This window comes from Actinoplanes philippinensis (genome assembly GCF_900113015.1).
In the GTDB taxonomy this organism is placed as follows: domain Bacteria; phylum Actinomycetota; class Actinomycetes; order Mycobacteriales; family Micromonosporaceae; genus Actinoplanes; species Actinoplanes philippinensis.
Genome location: NZ_FONV01000029.1, coordinates 1 through 18957, shown reverse-complemented (window position 1 = coordinate 18957; position 18957 = coordinate 1). Strand labels below are relative to the sequence as shown.

Annotated in this window: 17 protein-coding genes; 9 read left to right on the top strand and 8 right to left on the bottom strand. The window is 70.7% G+C overall.

Annotated elements, in window-relative coordinates:
- Positions 1-308 precede the first annotated feature (308 nt).
- The 3 genes from BM290_RS43970 (at position 309) to BM290_RS43960 (ending at position 2553) form a co-directional block, all read left to right on the top strand.
- Positions 309-950 (top strand): GntR family transcriptional regulator, encoded by a 642-nt coding sequence (locus BM290_RS43970; RefSeq protein WP_093621958.1) that lies wholly within the window; start codon positions 309-311, stop codon positions 948-950.
- A complete protein-coding gene (locus BM290_RS43965; protein WP_093621957.1) occupies positions 947-1954 on the top strand; it encodes a 1-aminocyclopropane-1-carboxylate deaminase in 1008 nt (335 codons plus the stop codon). Before BM290_RS43970 ends, BM290_RS43965 begins: the two co-directional genes overlap by 4 nt.
- Positions 1955-2028: 74 nt before the next feature.
- Entirely contained in the window at positions 2029-2553 is a 525-nt protein-coding gene (locus BM290_RS43960; RefSeq protein ID WP_093621956.1) for a GNAT family N-acetyltransferase, read from the top strand.
- Positions 2554-2569: 16 nt separating this feature from the next.
- Here BM290_RS43960 and BM290_RS43955 read toward each other — a convergent pair whose 3' ends face one another.
- A complete protein-coding gene (locus BM290_RS43955; RefSeq protein ID WP_239144111.1) occupies positions 2570-3385 on the bottom strand; it encodes an SAM-dependent methyltransferase in 816 nt (271 codons plus the stop codon).
- A 182-nt stretch (positions 3386-3567) separates the two neighbouring features.
- Between BM290_RS43955 and BM290_RS43950 the strand changes: the two genes are divergently transcribed.
- From BM290_RS43950 to BM290_RS43930, 5 genes are all read left to right on the top strand, one after another.
- Positions 3568-4257, top strand: a complete 690-nt coding sequence (locus BM290_RS43950; RefSeq protein ID WP_093621955.1) for a GH12 family glycosyl hydrolase domain-containing protein — start codon at positions 3568-3570, stop codon at positions 4255-4257.
- 74 nt (positions 4258-4331) lie between these two features.
- The gene (locus tag BM290_RS43945) at positions 4332-5291 is read left to right on the top strand and encodes an intradiol ring-cleavage dioxygenase (RefSeq protein ID WP_239144112.1); all 960 of its coding nucleotides are present in this window, start codon (positions 4332-4334) and stop codon (positions 5289-5291) included.
- Between the two features lie 252 nt (positions 5292-5543).
- Positions 5544-8330, top strand: coding sequence for an AbfB domain-containing protein (locus tag BM290_RS43940; RefSeq protein ID WP_093621985.1), 2787 nt, complete (start codon positions 5544-5546; stop codon positions 8328-8330).
- Between the two features lie 281 nt (positions 8331-8611).
- Positions 8612-11050, top strand: a complete 2439-nt coding sequence (locus tag BM290_RS43935; protein ID WP_093621953.1) for a glycoside hydrolase family 94 protein — start codon at positions 8612-8614, stop codon at positions 11048-11050.
- 134 nt (positions 11051-11184) lie between these two features.
- Positions 11185-11901: a hypothetical protein gene (locus BM290_RS43930; RefSeq protein ID WP_093621952.1), complete on the top strand. Its 717-nt coding sequence runs from the start codon at positions 11185-11187 to the stop codon at positions 11899-11901.
- Here BM290_RS43930 and BM290_RS43925 read toward each other — a convergent pair.
- Positions 11890-12720 (bottom strand): fumarylacetoacetate hydrolase family protein, encoded by an 831-nt coding sequence (locus tag BM290_RS43925; protein ID WP_093621951.1) that lies wholly within the window; start codon positions 12718-12720, stop codon positions 11890-11892. The two genes, BM290_RS43930 and BM290_RS43925, sit on opposite strands and share 12 nt — an antisense overlap.
- Positions 12717-13709 (bottom strand): aldo/keto reductase, encoded by a 993-nt coding sequence (locus BM290_RS43920; protein WP_239144113.1) that lies wholly within the window; start codon positions 13707-13709, stop codon positions 12717-12719. The genes BM290_RS43925 and BM290_RS43920 overlap by 4 nt, the downstream gene beginning before the upstream one ends.
- 221 nt (positions 13710-13930) lie before the next feature.
- Here BM290_RS43920 and BM290_RS43915 point away from each other — a divergent pair, with 221 nt between their 5' ends.
- Positions 13931-15421: a GGDEF domain-containing protein gene (locus BM290_RS43915; RefSeq protein WP_177320151.1), complete on the top strand. Its 1491-nt coding sequence runs from the start codon at positions 13931-13933 to the stop codon at positions 15419-15421.
- Here the strand turns inward: BM290_RS43915 and BM290_RS43910 are convergent.
- The 5 genes from BM290_RS43910 to BM290_RS43890 form a co-directional block, all read right to left on the bottom strand.
- Complete coding sequence (locus tag BM290_RS43910; RefSeq protein WP_093621949.1) at positions 15308-16264, bottom strand: TIGR03885 family FMN-dependent LLM class oxidoreductase; 957 nt, start codon at positions 16262-16264, stop codon at positions 15308-15310. The genes BM290_RS43915 and BM290_RS43910 overlap by 114 nt on opposite strands.
- Positions 16265-16282: 18 nt before the next feature.
- On the bottom strand, positions 16283-17449 hold the full coding sequence (locus tag BM290_RS43905; protein WP_093621948.1) for a monooxygenase: 1167 nt from the start codon (positions 17447-17449) through the stop codon (positions 16283-16285).
- 115 nt (positions 17450-17564) lie between these two features.
- On the bottom strand, positions 17565-18032 hold the full coding sequence (locus tag BM290_RS43900; protein ID WP_093621947.1) for an HAAS signaling domain-containing protein: 468 nt from the start codon (positions 18030-18032) through the stop codon (positions 17565-17567).
- Position 18033: 1 nt separating this feature from the next.
- Positions 18034-18372 (bottom strand): PadR family transcriptional regulator, encoded by a 339-nt coding sequence (locus BM290_RS43895; RefSeq protein ID WP_093621946.1) that lies wholly within the window; start codon positions 18370-18372, stop codon positions 18034-18036.
- A gap of 73 nt (positions 18373-18445) precedes the next feature.
- The gene (locus tag BM290_RS43890) at positions 18446-18844 is read right to left on the bottom strand and encodes an AbfB domain-containing protein (RefSeq protein ID WP_093621945.1); all 399 of its coding nucleotides are present in this window, start codon (positions 18842-18844) and stop codon (positions 18446-18448) included.
- Positions 18845-18957 lie beyond the last annotated feature (113 nt).

Genomic DNA, 18957 nt, shown 5'->3' with positions numbered 1-18957 from the left:
CGCAACGGCCCGGTGTTCTCGCCTGCCTTGCGCGGACCGCCACGGTTCTGTTCGTGGCCGTACCGAATGGTGGTTGAGGTCTGAGGCGAACGGCGACCGGACCGGGGCGTTGGGCCCTGTGGCGCGCGGTGCCGCGGCGGTTGACTGTGGGTGCGGCGCTGATCGGCGCCGCGGTCAAGAGGGAACAGCAGAAGGACCGCAGATGATCCCCGCCGTGACCGGGTTGCCGCCCGGTCGCGGCAGCCCTCGTTTCACAGGTTTCCCGAGGCTCTGGCCTTCGCGGCCCTCTGGCATCTAACATTTCAGTTGTGGAGAGCATCGGACGGCACCTGTTGAGGGACGCCGCCTACGGGCGGCTGCGCGGCGCGATCGTCGACGGCACGCTGGCGCCCGGGACGGCGCTGCGCCCGGACGACCTGGCCGAGCGGCTGGGCCTGTCGCGGGCGCCGATCCGCGACGCGATCGCGCGGCTGACCAGCGAGGGGCTCGTCGAGACCAAGCCGCAGAGCTACACCCGGGTCACCGAGGTGGTGGCCAAGGACGTCGAGGACGCGGCGGCCGTGCTCGGCGCGATGCACGATCTCGCGGTGCGCCACGTCGCCGCGACGATCGGGCCGGAGCGGGTGGCGGCGATGCGTGCGGCCAATGCCCGGTTCGCCGCCGCGGTCGCCGACGGCGACGTCGAGGCGGCTCTCGCCGCGGACGACGAGGTGCACGCGATTCCGCTCGCCGCTTACGGCAACGCCGCGGCGTCGGGCACGGTCGAGAGATACACCTCGCTGGTACGCCGTGCCGAGCGTCTCCTTTTCACGTCTCCGCAGGCGGGCCGTTCCGTCCGTCTGCACGACGACCTGATCTCCGCGCTGGCCGCCCATGACGTGGCCCGCGCCACCGCGGTGAACGCGGAGATCTGGGGCCACCTTCACCCGCTGACCGAGGGGCTCTCATGAGTGTTTCCGACTTTCCCCGTCATCCGCTGCTGTTCGGCCCGTCGCCGGTGCACCGGCTCGACCGTCTGACCCGTCACCTGGGTGGCGCCGAGATCTGGGCGAAGCGGGAGGACTGCAACTCCGGTATCGCGTACGGCGGCAACAAGACCCGCAAGCTCGAATACCTGGTGGCCGACGCGATCGCGCAGGGCGCCGACACGCTGGTGTCGATCGGTGGCGTCCAGTCGAACCACACCCGGCAGGTCGCCGCGGTCGCCGCCGCCACCGGCCTCAGGTGCGTGCTCGTCCAGGAGAGCTGGGTGGACTGGCCGGACAGCGTCTACGACAAGGTCGGCAACATCCTGATCAGCCGGCTCGCGGGCGCGGACGTGCGGCTGGTCAAGGCCGGGTTCGGCATCGGGTTCAAGGAGAGCTGGGAGGCGGCGCTCGCCGACGTCGTCGCCTCCGGCGGCACACCCTATGCGATTCCGGCGGGCGCGTCCGATCACCGTCTCGGCGGGCTGGGGTTCGCCAATTGGGCGTACGAGGTGATCGCGCAGGAGGAGCAGCTCGGGGTCTTCTTCGACACGATCATCGTGTGCTCGGTGACCGGGAGCACGCAGGCCGGGATGATCGCCGGGTTCGCGGCGGCGGGTGGGCGCCCGCGGCGGGTGATCGGGATCGACGGCTCCGCCAAGCCGGCCGAGACCCACGAGCAGGTGGCCCGGATCGCCCGCAGCACGGCCGCGCTGATCGGCGCCCGCGAGCCGGCCGACGACGAGATCGTCCTGGACGACCGCTACCACGCCGGCACCTACGGCATCCCGGACGAGACGACCCTCGACGCGATGCGGCTCGCCGCCCGCACCGAGGGCATGGTCACCGACCCGGTCTACGAGGGCAAGTCGATGGCCGGACTGATCGACCTGGTCACCCGGGGCGAGATCAGCCGCGACTCCACGGTCCTCTACGCCCATCTCGGCGGGCAGCCGGCGCTCAACGGATACGCCGCCCTGTTCTCCTGACGGCGTCACCGGGTGACTCCGAAGATTCAGAAAATGGGCAGGCCGGTATCGCGAAAGCTGTCTATCTTTGCGGGATGCCGGTTCGTCATGCGGTTCCCGGGGATGCGGCCGCCCTCGCGATGGTGCACGTCCGTACGTGGCAGGCGGCCTACGCCGGGCTGATCCCGCAGGACTACCTGGACTCGCTCGACCCGGCCCAGCGCGAACCGGGTTGGCGGCAGTGGCTGGCGGGTCTCCGGCCGCCCGCTGCCATCCTGGTGCAGGCGGAGGCCGGGGCGCCGCCGGTCGGGTTCGTGGCGATCCAGCCGAGCCGTGACCCCGGCGCGGACCGGGCGGTGACGGGGGAGATCACCGCGATCTACCTGTTGCCGTCGCATCAGGGGACCGGCGCCGGGCGGGAGCTGATGGCGGCGGCGACGGATCACCTGGTGGCGGCCGGGTTCCGGCGCGCGACCCTGTGGGTGCTGGAGACCAACACCGCAGCCAGGCGGTTCTACGAGGCGGCGGGGTGGGCGCCGGACGGCGCGTCGAAGGTGGACTCGTCGTGGGGGTTCCCGCTGGACGAGGTGCGCTACGGCCGTACCCTCGCGGAGGTTTGATCGTCAGAAGGGCGCATCAGGGTTTGCGGCCGACCGCCCCGTAGATCGCCACCTGGTCGGCCGGTGGTCGCTGGTGGGCCGGGACCTCCGGGAGCCACTCGGAGACCGGGACGATGCCCGGGCCGATCAGGCCCAGGCCGACGAAGTACTCGGCGAACTCGGCGCGGGTGCGCGGGTGCGCGTCGGACCGGCCCTGGGCGATCATCTGGCGCGCGACCGCGGCCGTCTCCCGGTCGCTGTAGTCGAGGGTGAAGTTGGACGCGGCCAGATAGCTGCCGGACGGCAGGGCGGACAGCAGCTCCCGGACGACGTCGCGGGCCTGCTCGTGGTCGGCGATGAAGTGCAGCACCGCGATCAGCACCAGCGCGACCGGCCGGTCCAGGTCGAGCGCCTCCTTGAGCTGCGGGTGGCCGAGGATCCCCCGCGGATCGCGCAGATCGGCCTCCAGATAGCGGGTGACGCCCTCCGGGCTGCTGGTGAGCAGGGCGCGGGCGTGTGCGCCGACCATCGGATCGTTGTCGACGTAGACGACCCGGGCGTGCGGGACCCGGCGCTGGGCGATCTCGTGGGTGTTGTCGGCGGTGGGCAGGCCGGTGCCGATGTCGAGGAACTGGTCGACCCGTGCCTCCTCGGCGAGGAAGCGCACCGCACGCTGCAGGAACGAGCGATTCTCCCGGACCGAGAGCCGGACCGTCGGGTGGGCCCGCTCGATCATGTCGCCGGACTCGCGGTCGGCCGCGAAGTTGTCCTTGCCGCCCAGCCAGTAGTTGTACCGGCGGGCCGGATGCGCCGTCGACGTGTCCAGCCCGGGCGGCGCCGTCTCGTCCACCACAGGTGCCCCCTGATCCGTGTCGATGTCTCGCGACCTTACCGTAGATCCATTGTGGAGCGGAGGTTTCTTGTGCGTTGCACCGTGATGACTTCCGGCCTAGTGTGCCGGTATCCCCTTTCTTCGACGCTCATCGATTCCCCCGATGGTGTGTCGAAGCGCTTCGACATCCCCGAGGAGCACCCGTGCACCGACTCCGTCTCACCCTCGCCCTGCTGCTCGCCGCCGTCCTGATGCTGCTCGGCCAGGCCCCCGCCCGGGCCGCGGTGTGGTCGTCGTCCGCCCAGTGGGGCAACTGGTCCAGCGGCGGCTACACGCTCTACAACAACATCTGGGGCAGCGGCGCCGGCCCGCAGACCATCTGGGCCAACTCGACGAGCAACTGGGGCGTCTGGGCCAACCACCCGAACACCGGCGGCATCAAGTCGTACCCGAACGCCAGCCGCAGCGTCGGCATCAGGCTCAGTGCCCTGCGCAGCGCCACCAGCAGCTTCAACGTGACGGTGCCGTCCAGTGGCGCCTACACCACGGCCTACGACATCTGGGCCAACGGCACCACGTACGAGATCATGCTCTGGATGAACAAGACCGGGGCGGTCGGGCCGCTCGGCACGTTCCAGACCGCCGTCACGGTCGGTGGTCACAGCTGGAACGTCTACTCCGGGTCCAACGGCGCCAACCAGGTGTTCTCCTTCGTGCGGACGAGCAACACCAGCGCCGGCACCGTCGACATCCGCGCGGTCCTCAACTGGATCCGGTCCCGCGGCTGGTACGGCGACGTCACGCTCAGCACGATCCAGTTCGGCTACGAGATCACCTCGTCGAGCGGCGGCAAGGACTTCGTGACCAACAGTTACTCGGCCTCGGCCAGCTGACACACAGTTCAGCCATAGCCTCCGATGTTTGCATGGTGGGCGTAACACCCACCGAGCGGCATATCGGAGGAAAAGTGAGCCAACAGCACGAGCCGTCCTATCAGGGGCGTCCACTTCCCAACCCGGACGAGGAGGTCTTCGACCAGGGTCTCGGGTTCGACCTGGACACCCTGATGGGCCGGCGGCAGATCCTGCGGGCGTTCGGCATCGGCGCGATGGGCCTGGGCCTGGCCGCCTGCACGTCCCCGTCCTCGTCGTCCTCGGCGTCGACCGCCACGTCCGCCACGTCCGCCGCCGTCTCGTCGGAGGAGATCCCCGACGAGACGGCCGGGCCGTACCCGGGTGACGGCTCCAACGGCCCCGACGTGCTCGAACAGAGCGGCATCGTGCGCAGCGACATCCGGTCCAGCTTCGGCGACGCGGACGGCGCCGCCGAGGGTGTGCCGATGACGCTCGAACTGACGATCAAGGACCTGGCCAACGGCGGCGCCGCGTTCGCCGGGGTGGCCGTCTACGTCTGGCACTGCGACCGCGCCGGCCGGTACTCGATGTACTCCGAGGGCGTCACCGAGGAGAACTATCTGCGTGGCGTCCAGATCGCCGACGACTCCGGGAAGGTCGAATTCACCAGCATCTTCCCGGCCTGTTACACCGGGCGCTGGCCGCACATCCACTTCGAGGTCTACCCCGACCAGGCGAGCATCACCGACTCCACGAAGGCGATCGCCACCTCGCAGGTCGCCATCCCGAAGGAGTACTGCGACACCGTCTATCAGCAGAAGGGGTACGAGTCGTCGGTCACCAACCTGGCCCAGCTGACCCTCGCGACCGACAACGTCTTCGGTGACGACTCCGGCGCCAAGCAGCTGGCGACCGTCACCGGCGACGTGGCGAGCGGGTATGCGGTGTCGCTCTCGGTCGGCGTGGACACCGGCACCACCCCGGCCGCCGGGGCTGCTCCTCCCGGCGGGGATCAAGGCCCGCCCGGCGGTGGCCCCGGCGGCACGCCACCGTCCGGCCCGCCGCCCGCCTGATCTCCCGGCGGCCCGGGTCCGTCCCCGGGCCGCCGTCCGGCACGTCCTTGTTCCGGAAATCGTTCAGAACCTTGACAGAGAATCGGCGTCGATGGATGAATGTGTTCGACCCTGTGTGAGCCCGTTCGGTCTTGCGGGGTTCCGGTGTCCTCCCGGTTCATGTTCGTCCGTCCTCAGCCTCCGATGTCCGGCATGTCCGCCGAGACCAGGCGGTTCATGTCACTCGGTGTGCTCGTTCCCCTGGGGAGTCCGATGCGCCGATTCGTCGCCCGTACCTCTGCGGTGCTCGCCTTGGCCGCCGCCGGCCTGGCCGGTGTCGCCGCACCCGCGGCCGCCGTCGTTCCCAAGACGCCGCCGCTCACCACGCCCTGGACCAGCCAGGTCTCCACCACCAGCCCGCTGCCGGAGTACCCGCGGCCGCAGATGACCCGCCCGGACTGGCAGTCGCTGAACGGCGAGTGGCAGTTCCTCAACCCGGCGACCGACTCCGCCGGGAACGTCGACCGCAACGCGGCGCCGCCGATCGGGCAGACCCTGCCGGAGCGGATCCTCGTGCCGTACCCGGTCGAGTCGGCGCTGTCCGGGATCATGCGCAACGACAACCGCGACCTGATGTTCTACCGGCGGACCTTCACCGTGCCGTCGAACTGGGCCGGGCGGCGGGTGCAGCTGCACTTCGGCGCCGTCGACTACGAGACCACCGTGTGGGTCAACGGCGTGCAGGTGACCACCCACAAGGGTGGTTACGACAGGTTCGAGGTGGACGTCACGCCGCAGCTCAACGGCGGGACCAACGAGATCGTGGTGCGCGTCTACGACCCGACCGACGGCCGTGGCGAGGAGCAGCCGTCCGGCAAGCAGGTGAACAACCCGAGCGGCATCTTCTACACGCCGACGTCGGGCATCTGGCAGACCGTCTGGCTGGAGCCGACCCCGGTGTCGTCGATCTACTCGGTCGACATCTACCCGAACATCACGGCCGGCACCGTACGGGTGCGCGTGTTCACCCGCGGCGGCGTCACCGGGCACAGCGTGTTCGCCGAGTCGCTGGCCGGATCCACCGTGGTGGGCAGCGCCACCGGCGGGTTCACCGACTTCACCGTCCCGGTGCCGAACCCGCGGCTGTGGTCGCCCGACGACCCGTACCTCTACCACCTGCGGGTCAGCCTGCGCAACGCGAGCGGGACCACCGTCGACCAGGTGACCAGCTACTTCGGCATGCGCGAGGTCGGCACCAAGCTGGTCAACGGCGTGCTGCGGCCCACCCTCAACGGCGAGTTCGTCTTCCAGGCCGGCACCCTCGACCAGGGGTTCTGGCCGGACGGGCTCTACACCGCGCCGACCGACGCGGCGCTCGCCTTCGACCTGCAGAAGCACAAGGACCTGGGTTTCAACATGGTCCGCAAGCACATCAAGGTGGAGCCCGCCCGCTGGTATTACCACGCGGACCGGCTCGGGCTGCTGGTCTGGCAGGACATCCCGTCCGGCGGTGACGACACGAAGTCGGCGGCCCAGGTCGCCCAGTTCGAGACCGAGGCGCGGGAGATCGTCGACGAGCACCGCTTCTCGCCGGCGGTGATCACGTATGTGCCGTTCAACGAGGGCTGGGGCGAGTGGAACCTGGCCGAGACCCAGCGGATCACCCGGAACCTGAAGAGCTATGACCCGACGCGGCTGATGAACGCGCACTCCGGTTTCAACTGCTGCGCCTCCAAGGGCGACCCGGGCACCGGGGACATCATCGACTGGCATGTCTACACCGGGCCGGACGCGCCGTCGCCGTCGTCGTCCCGGGTGTCGATCCTCGGTGAGTTCGGCGGTCTCGGGCTGCGGACGCCGGGGCACGAGTACAGCCCGAACGGCCAGTTCTTCGCCTACGAGCAGATGTCCGGCAACGCGCAGCTCAACGACCGGTTCACCGGGATGATCCGGGACTCGGAACGGCTGATCACCAGCAAGGGGCTGTCCGGTTTCGTCTACACCGAGATCACCGACGTGGAGGGCGAGTACAACGGCCTGCTCACGTACGACCGTCAGGTGCAGAAGGTGGACACCGTCCAGGTACGGACCGCGCTGACGAACCTGATCCGGGCCTCCCGGAACCAGAACGCGGCGGCGCCCCTGAGTCTCGGGCACGTACGGTCGTTCCAGGTCACCACACCCGGATACACCGATCGTCACCTCCGGCACGCGAACTCGCTGGCGCGGACCGACGTGATCAGTGGTGACGGCGCACGGCAGGACGCGTCGTTCCGTACCGTGGCCGGGTTGTCCGATCCCCGGTGCTACTCGTTCGAGTCGGTGAACTTCCCCGGCCGGTACCTGCGGCACGCCGACAGCCTGGTGCGCCTGGACGCCGACACCGGTGGGACGTTCGCGGCCGACGCCACGTGGTGCAGCCGGCCGGGCCTGGCGGCCGGCGGGATCTCCTTCGAGGCGGCGAACCAGCCCGGCCGGTACCTGCGGCACGCCAATGACCAGGTCCGCATCGACGCGAACACCGGTGGCTCGTTCGCCGCCGACGCCACCTGGAACGTGTCGAACCCGGCGCTGTGGCGAAGCTCGGTGCTGCTGCCGTACGACGTGCGCCGGTCGCTGCAGGTCACCACCTGGGGTTACACCGGCCGGTACCTGCGGCATGCCGACAGCCTGGGCTGGACCGAGGCGGTGGGCCCGGACAGCAGCGCGTTGCTCAAGGCCGACGCCACGTTCACGCTGCGCCGGGGCCTGGCCGACTCGTCGTGCTACACGTTCGAGTCGGTCAACGTCCCCGGTCAGTACCTGCGGCACGCCGCCAGCCGGATCCGGCTCGCGGCGAACGACGGGTCGGCGCTGTTCGCGGCCGACGCCACGTTCTGTGCCCGGCCGGGCCTCGGCGGGACCGGCGTGACGTTCGAGTCGATCAACTTCCCGGGCCGCTACCTGCGGCACTTCGACGCCCAGGCCTGGATCGCCGCCGGCGCCGGAACCGGGTTCGACCGGCCGCTGACGCTCAGCGCGGACAGCAGCTGGACCGTCGCGAACCCCTGGACGCCGTAACCGCACGTCCCGTCCGGCCGGTCGTCGGAGTGGCGTCCCACCGATGTGGGGACAGCGCCGACGACCGGCCGGACACCCCGGACGGCCGCCCGTGTCTCCCGCGGGCGGCCGTTCACCGTTCCCGTGGGAGCGTGCACGGAGTCGCACAAGAGTCTTTTCGGACTGGTCCCAGGAACGTGTCGAAGCGGTAAAATGAACGACCATGGGAGCGCTCCCAAACTTGCTCCCATGCCGGCCGGCGACTCCGCCGGGCGGCTCCGACGGCGACGGGGGAGGACCTGTTGCGCTACGGGCATTTCGACGATGAGCAGCGCGAGTACGTCATCGAGCGACCGGACACACCGCTGCCGTGGATCAATTACCTCGGCACCGACGCCTATTTCGGCATCGTGTCCAACACCGCGGGTGGCTACTCGTTCTACCGTGACGCCCGTCTGCGGCGGCTGACCCGTTACCGCTACAACAACGCGCCACTCGACGTGGGTGGCCGTTACGTCTATGTCCGTGACGATGTGAGCGGCGACTACTGGTCGCCGTCCTGGCAGCCCACTCCGGAACGCGAGCTGGACGACTACGAGTGCCGGCACGGGTTGTCGTACACGAAGATCGGCTCCTCGCGCCGCGGCATCCGGGCCGAGACGCTCTACTTCGCCCCGCTCGGCGAGACGCTCGAGGTCTGGCGGGTCCGGGTGACGAACGAGCGGACCGACGACGCCGAGATCTCGCTGTTCTCGTCGGTGGAGTTCTGCCTGTGGGACGCGCAGGACGACGCCACCAACTACCAGCGCAACTTCAACACCGGCCAGGTCGAGGTCGTCGACGGGGTGATCTACCACAAGACCGAGTACCGGGAGCGCCGCGACCACTTCGCCTACTTCGCCTGCTCGGAGCCGCTCGCCGGGTTCGACACGCAGCGGGAGGCGTTCCTCGGGGCGTACCGCGGCTGGGATCGCCCGGCCGTGGTGGAGAGCGGTCTCTCGAAGGACTCGATCGCTCACGGCTGGCAGCCGATCGGCAGCCACCACGTGAAACTGCGGCTCGTCCCGGGCGAGACCCGCGAGGTCGTCTTCGTCCTCGGCTACGCCGAGAATCCCAAGGACGACAAGTTCGACCCGCCGGGATCGCAGACGATCAACAAGACCAGGGTGCGGCCGGTCATCTCCCGGTGGCTGCGGCCCGAGGTCGTCGATCAGGGGTACGCCGACCTGCGCGCCTACTGGGACGGGCTGCTGAACGGCCTGCACGTGACCACGCCGGACGGCGACACGAACCGCATGGTCAACGTGTGGAACGCCTACCAGTGCCTGGTCACCTTCAACATGAGCCGGTCGACGTCGCTCTACGAGACGGGCATCGGCCGCGGCATGGGCTTCCGCGACTCCAACCAGGATCTGCTCGGTTTCGTGCACATGATCCCGGAGCGGGCCCGCGAGCGGATCCTGGACATCGCCGCCACGCAGAAGGAGGACGGCGGGGCCTACCACCAGTACCAGCCGCTGACCAAGCGCGGCAACAACGACATCGGCGACGGCTTCAACGACGACCCGCTGTGGCTGATCCTGGGCGTCGCGGCATACCTCAAGGAGACCGGCGACCACACGTTCCTGGACGAGCCGGTGCCGTTCGACAACGTGCCGGGCAGCGAGGTGCCGCTCTACGAGCACCTGCGCCGCTCGCTGAAGTACACGCTGGACCGGCTCGGCCCGCACGGTCTGCCGCTGATCGGCCGGGCCGACTGGAACGACTGCCTGAACCTGAACTGCTTCTCCGACACCCCGGGCGAGCCGTTCCAGACCACCGAGAACGCGTCCGGCGGGGTCGCCGAGTCGGTGTTCATCGCCGGCCTGTTCGTGCTGGCCGCCAAGGAGCTCGCGGTGATCGCCGGGCTGCGCGGGCAGGACGGCGAGGAGGTCGTCTACCGGGCGGCCGCCGAGAAGATGGCCGGCACGATCACCGAGCACGGGTGGGACGGGGCCTGGTTCCGCCGGGCGTACGACTTCTACGGCAACGTGATCGGCTCGGGCGAGAACGACGAGGGCCAGATCTTCGTCGAGCCGCAGGGCATGTGCGTGCTCGGCGGGGTGGGCCTGGAGGACGGCCTGGCGGTGAAGGCGCTGGACAGCGTGGCCGACCGGCTGGCCACCCCGCACGGGATCGTGCTCCAGCAGCCGGCCTACTCCAGCTACCGCATCGAGCTGGGCGAGATCTCGTCGTACCCGCCGGGGTACAAGGAGAACGCCGGCATCTTCTGCCACACCAACCCGTGGATCATGATCGCCGAGACGATGGTCGGCAACGGGGACCGGGCGTTCGACTACTACCGGCGGCTCAACCCGTCGGCCCGCGAGGAGATCAGCGAGACGCACCGCACCGAGCCGTACGTCTACGCCCAGATGATCGCCGGCCGGGACGCGCCGACCCACGGCGAGGCCAAGAACTCGTGGCTGACCGGCACCGCGGCCTGGAACTTCGTGGCGATCAGCCAGTGGATCCTGGGCATCCGGCCGGACTTCGGCGGCCTGCGGATCGACCCGGTGCTGCCGGACGGCTGGCCGGGCTTCACCGCCACCCGCGGGTTCCGGGGCGCCACCTACGAGATCAGCGTGACCGGCAGCGGCCGGGTCACCCATCTGCTCGTCGACGGCGAGCGGGTCGAGGGCAACCTCGTCACACCGGCCGCGCCGGGCTCGGTGGTCCGGGTGGAGGCGGTCCTGGGCTGAGGAAGTCCACGCCGGACCGTTACCTTCGGAGCGGTCGAACGGCGTGTCGCGAGCCGGATGCGCACCGTACCGTGTGGAGGGTCGGACAGTGCCGTCGGCGGGTATGGAGGGGCACCCGGCTCGCGGAGGAACCAGTGAACGAGTGGTCGAGGAACGTCCCGTACAGCCCGATCCCGGCCCGGTTGCGCAGCCGCCGCCGGCCGGTGATCTGGCTGTTCGTCGGTGTGCTGCTGATGGTCGGCGCGGTCCGGCTGATCGGCGAGCACAAGCCGGCCACCGCCGGTGTGCTCGGGTTCGCCGGCGGGGTGACGATCCTGGTCCAGACCGGCAAGCTGATCTCCCGTACCCGGACGTTGCGGGGCCGTCCCCGGCTGGCGGCCCGCCGCGGCTGGACCTACCGCGCCGAGGACGCCGCGCTGCCCGCGTCGACCCGGCTGGAGCAGTTCCTGCGCAACCCGCCACCCGCGTTCGCGGTGCTCTCCGGCACCGCGAACGGGGTGGAGTTCGTCGTCTTCGACCAGCACCACGACATCGGCGGCCACGACACCTTCTACCTGGCGCGGCTGCCCCGCCCGCTGCCGGTCGGCCGGGTGTCGATCGCCGGCGGGGAGCTGGTCAGCGGCGACACCGGCACGCCCGAGGTGACCGCCCTGTTCACCCCGGAGGTGCTGCGGCGGATCGAGGAGGCGCTGCCCGGCTGCGGTTACGTGGTGACCGGCGAGTGGGTCAACACGCCGGTCGCCGCGCTGCTCAGCCCCCGCCCGCGGGAGATCGAGCAGCGCATCGACGCGATGACCACGGTCGCCGCGATCCTGTCCGACGCCGCCGACGAGCTGACCTCAGCGGGGTGACTCCACCCCGGTCCGCTGCCGGCCCAGCCCGTCGATCTCGATCTCCACGACGTCACCCGGCTCGAGGTAGGGGAAACGGCCGGACAGCGCCACCCCCTCCGGGGTGCCCGTGTTGATCAGGTCGCCCGGCTCCAGCACGGTGAACTGCGACAGGTGCCAGATCAGGAACCCGACGTCGAAGATCATGTCGGCGGTGCTGGAGTCCTGCCGCGGCTCGCCGTTGACCCAGGACCGCAGCCGCAGCGGGAAACTCAGCTCGTCCGGCGTGACCAGCCACGGCCCGAGCGGGTTGAACGTCTCGCACGACTTGCCCTTGGACCACTGCCCACCCGAGCGGTTCAGCTGGAACTCCCGCTCCGACACGTCGTTGACCAGCACGTACCCCGCCACGCAGGCCAGCGCCTCGGCGGGCGACGACAGGTAGCGGGCGGTCCGGCCGATCACCACCCCCAGCTCCACCTCCCAGTCGGTGCGCTGTGACCCGGGCGGCAGCAGGATGTCGTCCTCCGGCCCGACGACCGTGTTCGGCGCCTTGTAGAAGACGATCGGCTCGGCCGGCGGCGCGGCGCCCGACTCGGCGGCGTGCGCCGCGTAGTTCTGCCCGATGCACAGGATCACGCCGGGCCGGGCGATCGGCGGACCCACCCGTCCACCGTCCACGTCCGCCGGGGGCAGCGCCCGCGGGTCGCCCTGGTAGCCGCCGGCGGCCAGGAACGCCGCGTCGATGTCGGCGGTCACCGGGGTCAGGTCGTAGAGCGAGCCTTCCGAGTACAGCACCGGGCGCTCGGCGCCGGGCGGGCCCACCCGCAGGTATCTCAACTGGAGCTCCCCTCGACAGACACGGGCACCGGCACCTCGGGATCGAGCAACCAGGCCGCGGCCAGATCACTCCACAGACCGCCGGGGATCCGGACCGACGCCATCGCCGCCGCGTCCGCCGCCTCCTCCGGTGACCGTATCCCGACCAGCACCGACGCGACCGCCGGGTGCCCGAGCGGGAACTGCAGGGCGGCGGCACGCAGCGGCACATCGTACCGGGCACAGATCCGCTCCATGGCCTGCGCCCGGGCCAGCACCCGCGGCGGGGCGGGCCGGTAGTCGTAGGTGGCGCCGGGGACCGGGGCGGCCAGCACACCCGAGTTGTAGACGCCGCCGACGATCACCGAGATGCCGCGGCGGTGGCACTCCGGCAGGAGGTCGGCGAGGCCGGACTGGTCCAGCAGCGAGTAGCGGCCGGCCAGCAGCAGGCAGTCGAAGTGCCCGGTACGGGCGAACGCGGTGAGCATCGCGGACTGGTTCATGCCCGCGGAGACGGCGCCGATCGTCCCCTCCCGCCGCAGGGCCGCCAGGGCGGGCAGCGCCTCGGTCACGGCCTGCTCGAAGTGGTCGTCCGGATCGTGCAGGTGCAGGAGGTCGACGCGGGGCAGGCCGAGGCGCTCCAGGCTCTCCCGGTGCGCGGAGCGGACGCCGGGGCCGGAGAAGTCCCAGCGCACACTGCCGCCGCCCTCCGCCCACATGCCCGCGGTCGCGGGCTTCTCGTCCACGACACGTCGGCCCACCTTCGTGGCCAGCGTGAAGCCGCTCCGCTCGCGCAGCGCCGCACCGGCACGCCGCTCGGACAGCCCGGCGCCGTACAGCGGCGCGGTGTCGAAGAAGCGGACCCCGCGGCGCCACGCCTCGTCGACGGCGGCCGCCGCCGTACGGTCCCCGACGGCCGAGTAGAGCCCACCGATCGGCGCCAGCCCCATGCCGAGCCGGGTCACGGTGACATCGGTGCCACCCAGGGGCACCCTCGCGAACGGATCCACAGACGGGTCCTTCCGTTGATCCCAGAGGATCCACGAACTGTTTAATGGCTGTCGATGCGGTAGTCAAGCCGACACGAGAAGTGACTCTTGCGGGGCCGCCTCAACAAAACCTCAAGATCGGCCGGTCGGCGTCGAAGAACACCGGTGTGCGCCGGCCCGGGGATCTCCTGACCGGCCGGGACGAGCGGTCCCGGCCGGTGCCGGCGCGTGTGGGTCGTACCGTGTCGGCTGGTTTTGCGATCCTGACGGTGATCTTCACGCTCGGCTACGTCTACGGCGGCGCGGTGGCCCGCACCGGTCTGATGCTGCTGTCCGGCATGGCCGCCGCGGTGGCGATCGCGGTCGGCCTGCGCCTGCACCGGGTGGCCGACCGTCGCCCATGGGTGCTGGTGATCATCGCGTTGCTGCTGCTCACCGTGGCCAACGCGGGCTGGTTCCACGGGGCGCTGGCAGGTGTGCCCAAGCCGCCGGATCTGCTGGTGGTGCCACCGCAACTGGGTGGTTACGTGTTCATGCTGGCGGCCAGCCTGCTGATCGTGCTGCGGCACGCGCCCCGGGACGCGAGCGGCACGATCGACGCCGCGGTGTGGGGCATCGCCCTGGCCGCGCCGCTGTGGGAGTTCGCCTTCCGCCCGCACATGCTGGGCGCGGGCATCGGCTCCGCCGGTCTGTTCCTGGTGCTCACCCAGCTGCTGGTGCTGCTCGGGATCTGCGGCGCGCTGCTGCGGGTGGCCCGGACGAGCGAGGCCGGCCGGGCCTGCCTCAACTACCTGTTCGCGTCGCTGGGCTGCACGATCCTCGGCATCGCGGTGGTCAACATGGGGCCGGTGACCGGGGAGAACGCGTCCCTGCCGGCACTGTGCTTCGCGATCGGCTACCTGGCGCTCGGCGCCGCGGGGCTGCACCCGAGCGTGAAACAGCTCAGCGAGCCGGCCGTGAACCTGGCGCCGCCCACCCCGCGGCTGAAGCTCGGCTTCCTCGGCTCGGCGCTGCTGCTGATCCCGGTGTGCGGCGGCGTCGGCCAGTTGCTCGGGCAGCCGGCCGACGGACTGCTGCTGACGATCGCGCCGCTGCTCAGCGTCCCGCTGGTGCTGGTCCGGATCAGCCGGCTCAAACACGCCCTGATCCACCAGGCCACCCACGACGAGCTGACCGGGCTGGTGAACCGGCGGCACCTGTTCACCGAGATGCAGACGGCGATCGCCGCCCACGCCGGCGGCGCTCCCGGCGACCTGGCGCTGATCTACTGCGACCTGAACGGGTTCAAGCCGGTCAACGACGAGCACGGGCACGAGGCCGGCGACGCGATCCTGCGGACCACCGCCCGGCGGATCACCGTGGCGGTCCGGGCCGGTGACGTGGTGGCCCGGATCGGCGGCGACGAGTTCCTGATCTTCTGCGTGGACGCGGACGACGCGACGGCCCGGGCGCTCGGCGACCGGATCGCCCGGTCGATCGCCGAACCCGTGCCGTGGGGCGGCCGCGAGCTGGTCGTCACGGCCGCCGTCGGCGCGGTCACCCGGACCGAGCGCCGGATCGTCGCGCCCGACGAGATGCTCGCCGCCGCCGACGAGCGGATGTACGCCGACAAGCGCGCCTCAGCGCAGAGCCGGCAGCACCTTCGCCCCGAACGCGTCGATGAACGGCCGCAGGTCCTGCCCCACGTGGTGCAGGTAGATCCGGTCGAAGCCGAGAGCCGCATAGCCTCGTAGCCACTCGGCGTGCCGTTCCAGGTCGGCGGAGATGTTCACGACCTTCGCCACCTGCTCGACGGTGACCTGCTCGGACACCACGTCGAACTCCTCCGCGGTGGCCAGGTCCCAGCAGACCGGCGGGACGAAGATGTTGCTGCGCCACTGGTCGTGCGCGATCGTCTCGGCCTCCGCCTCGGACCCGGCCCAGCTCAGGTGCACCTGCAGGCAGACCGGGCCACGGCCGCCGGCGTCCCGGTAGGCGGCGATCATGTCGCGCAGGTGCTCCTCGGGGGCGTTGACGGTGACCAGGCCGTCGGCCCACTCGGCGCACCAGGCGGCGGTGGCGGTGCTGACCGCGGCGCCGATCAGCGGCGGGGTGACCTCGGGCCGGGTCCAGAGCCGGGCCCGGTCGACGGTGATCAGCCCGTCGCGGGAGACCTCCTGCCCGTCCAGCAGGTCACGGATCACGTCGACGGACTCGCGCAGGCGGGCGTTGCGGACCTCCTTGCGCGGCCACTTCGCCCCGGTGATGTGCTCGTTGCTGAACTCGCCGGAGCCCAGCGCCGCCCAGAACCGGCCCGGGAACATGCTCGCCAGCGTGCCGATCGCCTGCGCGATGATCGCCGGGTGGTACCGCTGACCGGGAGCGTTGACCACCCCGAACGACAGGTTCGTGGCCTGCAGCGCGGCGCCCAGCCAGGACCAGGCGAAACCCGACTGGCCCTGGCGGGCGCTCCACGGCGAGAAGTGGTCGGAACACATGGCGGCGTCGAACCCGGCGCGCTCGGCCGCGATCATCGCGTCCAGTAGCGCGCCGGGCGGGATCTGCTCGTGGGAGGCGTGGATGCCGTACTCGGTCATGGACCGCCTACATACCCACTACGCGGGCGCCATGACCAGGATTCCCAGGCACATCTCGTCGCTGGTCCCCTCGCCCCACACCACGTACCGCGGGGGGAGTTTCTGCAGTTGCGGCAGCTGCTTGCGCAGCGCCGCGTCGTGGGTGCAGGTCACCCGGACGGTGTCACCCTTGGCGACCTGGATGGGCTTCGCCAGGGGTACGAGCGCCTGGTCGTCGAAGTTGTACTGCGGAATGTCCAGCAGGGTCTGCGCCTTCGCCGTCCCCGGGTTCAGCTCGACCTTGATCGCCCGCCCCAGCAGGTGCATGTGCCCGGCCGCCATGTAGACCGTGCCACCCTCCTCGATCGGCTGGTCGCAGCTCTGCGTGTTGCCCGACTTCGGCACGCCGCCGCCGTTGCACCACTGGTTCAGCTGCTTGACCGTCTCCGCCGACTCGGCGCCGAACCGGGTGCCGACATCGGCGACCGCGGTGTCCCGGTCGCAGAGCCGGCCCGACTCGCCCGGCGCGCAGGGCAGCTCGATCGGGGCCATCACCAGCCCGGTCTCCAGCGGCTTCAGCCCGGGCGCGGAGGAGAGGCGCATCTGCATGCCGGACGCGTCCGAGCCGGGGCCGCCGTCACCCGCGCCGAGCAGGTTGTAGTGCACCTGCATGACGAGCTTGCTGCCGGGCGGCATGGTGAACCCGAACCCGGCCGGCATCAGCGTCTCGCCCGCGCCCGGCGCCCAGTGCGCCACCCAGGCCGTCTGGCCCTCCACACCGCTGTCGCCGAAACAGGTCCAGCCCTCACCGGGCGTCCCGGCGTCCACCTTCTCGGCGGCTTTCGCCTGCTCCGGGTCGAGCCGGTAGAAGATCGCGTGGTGCACGATCGCCGCGTTCTGCGGGCGGAACTGGCTGCCGGTCAGATAGGCCGCCTCGGTCAGCCCCGGGTCGACCAGGAAGCACCGGTACTCATCGGTGCCGCCGTTCGGCGCGGCCGGTGTGTACGGCGTCGTCAGCCCCACCTCGACGAACCGCTCACCCTGACGGAGCGGACCGGCCGGCGGCGCGGAGCCGGAGGCGCTGTGACCGGTGTGCGGACTGGACGGCGGCGCCTGCGCGGCCGGCTCCGGGTCGTCGGTGCCGCACGCCGCCAGCAGCAGCGTGGCGGCGAGAGCGGCAGCGGTGGCGGGACGGGCGAACCTCATTGCTGGCCTCCCCGGGGCCGGATGACGAGTCCGCCTCATCCTTTCAACCGCCACCCGCACTCGCCTATAAGTGGTAACCCGGACGAGACCCTACGAATGGATCATCAGGGTGGTATCAGGGTCCTACACTTGGGCGCGGCTCCTCTGCCTGCGTCGGCTGAGGCGGCGGGACCGGCCGCTCCGCGGGGCCACCGTCGTCGCGCGCCATGAAGAGCGCCGAGCCGCAGAAGAGAATCATCATGACCACGGCCAGCACGCCGAGCCCGATCCACAACGCGGTGCGCGACGCGGGCCGGAGCGGCGCCGGTGGTGCCGCCGGGCCCGGCGGGAAGACCGCGGGCGGCGTCACCCGCGGCAGGTCGGTCTGGGTGTCGGCGGCGGCCACGATGCTCTCCGGGTCGCCGAGGCGGTCCAGGATCGTCCGGACCTCGGCCTCCGTCCCGGCGCCCGACTCGGCCCGCGCGATCTCGATGTGCTCGCGCAGGTCGCCGAGCAGCTCCTCGCGGCGCCCGGCCGGCAGGCGGCTCGCGGCCCGCTCCACCCGCGCCAGATAGGCGGCGACGAGCTCGTCGGTCTGGGTCATCTCAACTCTCCGTTCCCAGGATGCGGTCCACACCGCTGCGGAAGGTGACCCACTCGGTGCGGAAGTGGGTGAGAGCCGCTTCGCCGTCCGCCGTGAGGGTGTAATAGCGCCGTGGCGGGCCGGCCGGAGCCTCACGCCAGGTGGTCGCGATCCGCCCGTTGCGCCGCAGCCGCGACAGCAGCGGATACATCGTCCCCTCGCTGGTGGTCATGCCCAGACCGGTGCTGAGCTGCTGCACCAGCTCGACCCCGTAGAGCTCGCGCTTGTCGAGAAGCGCGAGCACGCAGTACTCGATGGTGCCCCGGCGCAGGGCCGTGGTCAGTGCCGCTTCGTCTGTCACGCTGACAAGGTACCTTGCGTCGCAAGGTACCTGCAACAACGGGAGGGGCCGCCGTGGCGACCCCTCCCGAAGATCAGCTGGTGATACGGAACGTGGCGTCGGCCTTCTCGGTGGCGGTGCTGATCGGGTCGATGCGCAGCAGGTAGTCGTAGTGGCGCAGGTACCGGGTCGGGTAGTTGTACGACTGGAACGACACCCAGGAGCTGTCGGCCAGCCCGGCCACCTGCTTGAACGTCGCGTCCGCGGCGAACGTCGCGGTGCCGTCGTTCGCCGCGAGCTGCCCGTCGTAGGCGTAGTGCCGCAGGTAGTAGCCGGGGTAGTTGACCGACTCGAAGGACACGTACCCCGAGCTGTTGGCCAGGCCGGGCACGATCCGGAACTGGGAGTCGCGCAGCGGGCTCACGTTCGCGTCGATCCGTACGTCGAAGTTGGCGTGCCGGACGTAGCGGGTCTGGTTGTTGTACGACTGGATCCGCTTGAGCGTCGTGGTGCTAGTGTGCTGCGCCGGAAATTCGCCTCATAAGTAGGTGTAGCGTGGCGGGATGCCAAGGACTGGACGTCCCACTGCCCCATTGACGCTGTCAG

Coding starts and splice junctions, on each gene's coding strand:
- BM290_RS43965 (WP_093621957.1), top strand. CDS start 947: ATGAGTGTTTCCGACTTTCCCCGTCATCCGCTGCTGTTCGGCCCGTCG.
- BM290_RS43960 (WP_093621956.1), top strand. CDS start 2,029: ATGCCGGTTCGTCATGCGGTTCCCGGGGATGCGGCCGCCCTCGCGATG.
- BM290_RS43940 (WP_093621985.1), top strand. CDS start 5,544: ATGCGCCGATTCGTCGCCCGTACCTCTGCGGTGCTCGCCTTGGCCGCC.
- BM290_RS43910 (WP_093621949.1), bottom strand. CDS start 16,264: ATGACCGAGTACGGCATCCACGCCTCCCACGAGCAGATCCCGCCCGGC.
- BM290_RS43905 (WP_093621948.1), bottom strand. CDS start 17,449: ATGAGGTTCGCCCGTCCCGCCACCGCTGCCGCTCTCGCCGCCACGCTG.
- BM290_RS43900 (WP_093621947.1), bottom strand. CDS start 18,032: ATGACCCAGACCGACGAGCTCGTCGCCGCCTATCTGGCGCGGGTGGAG.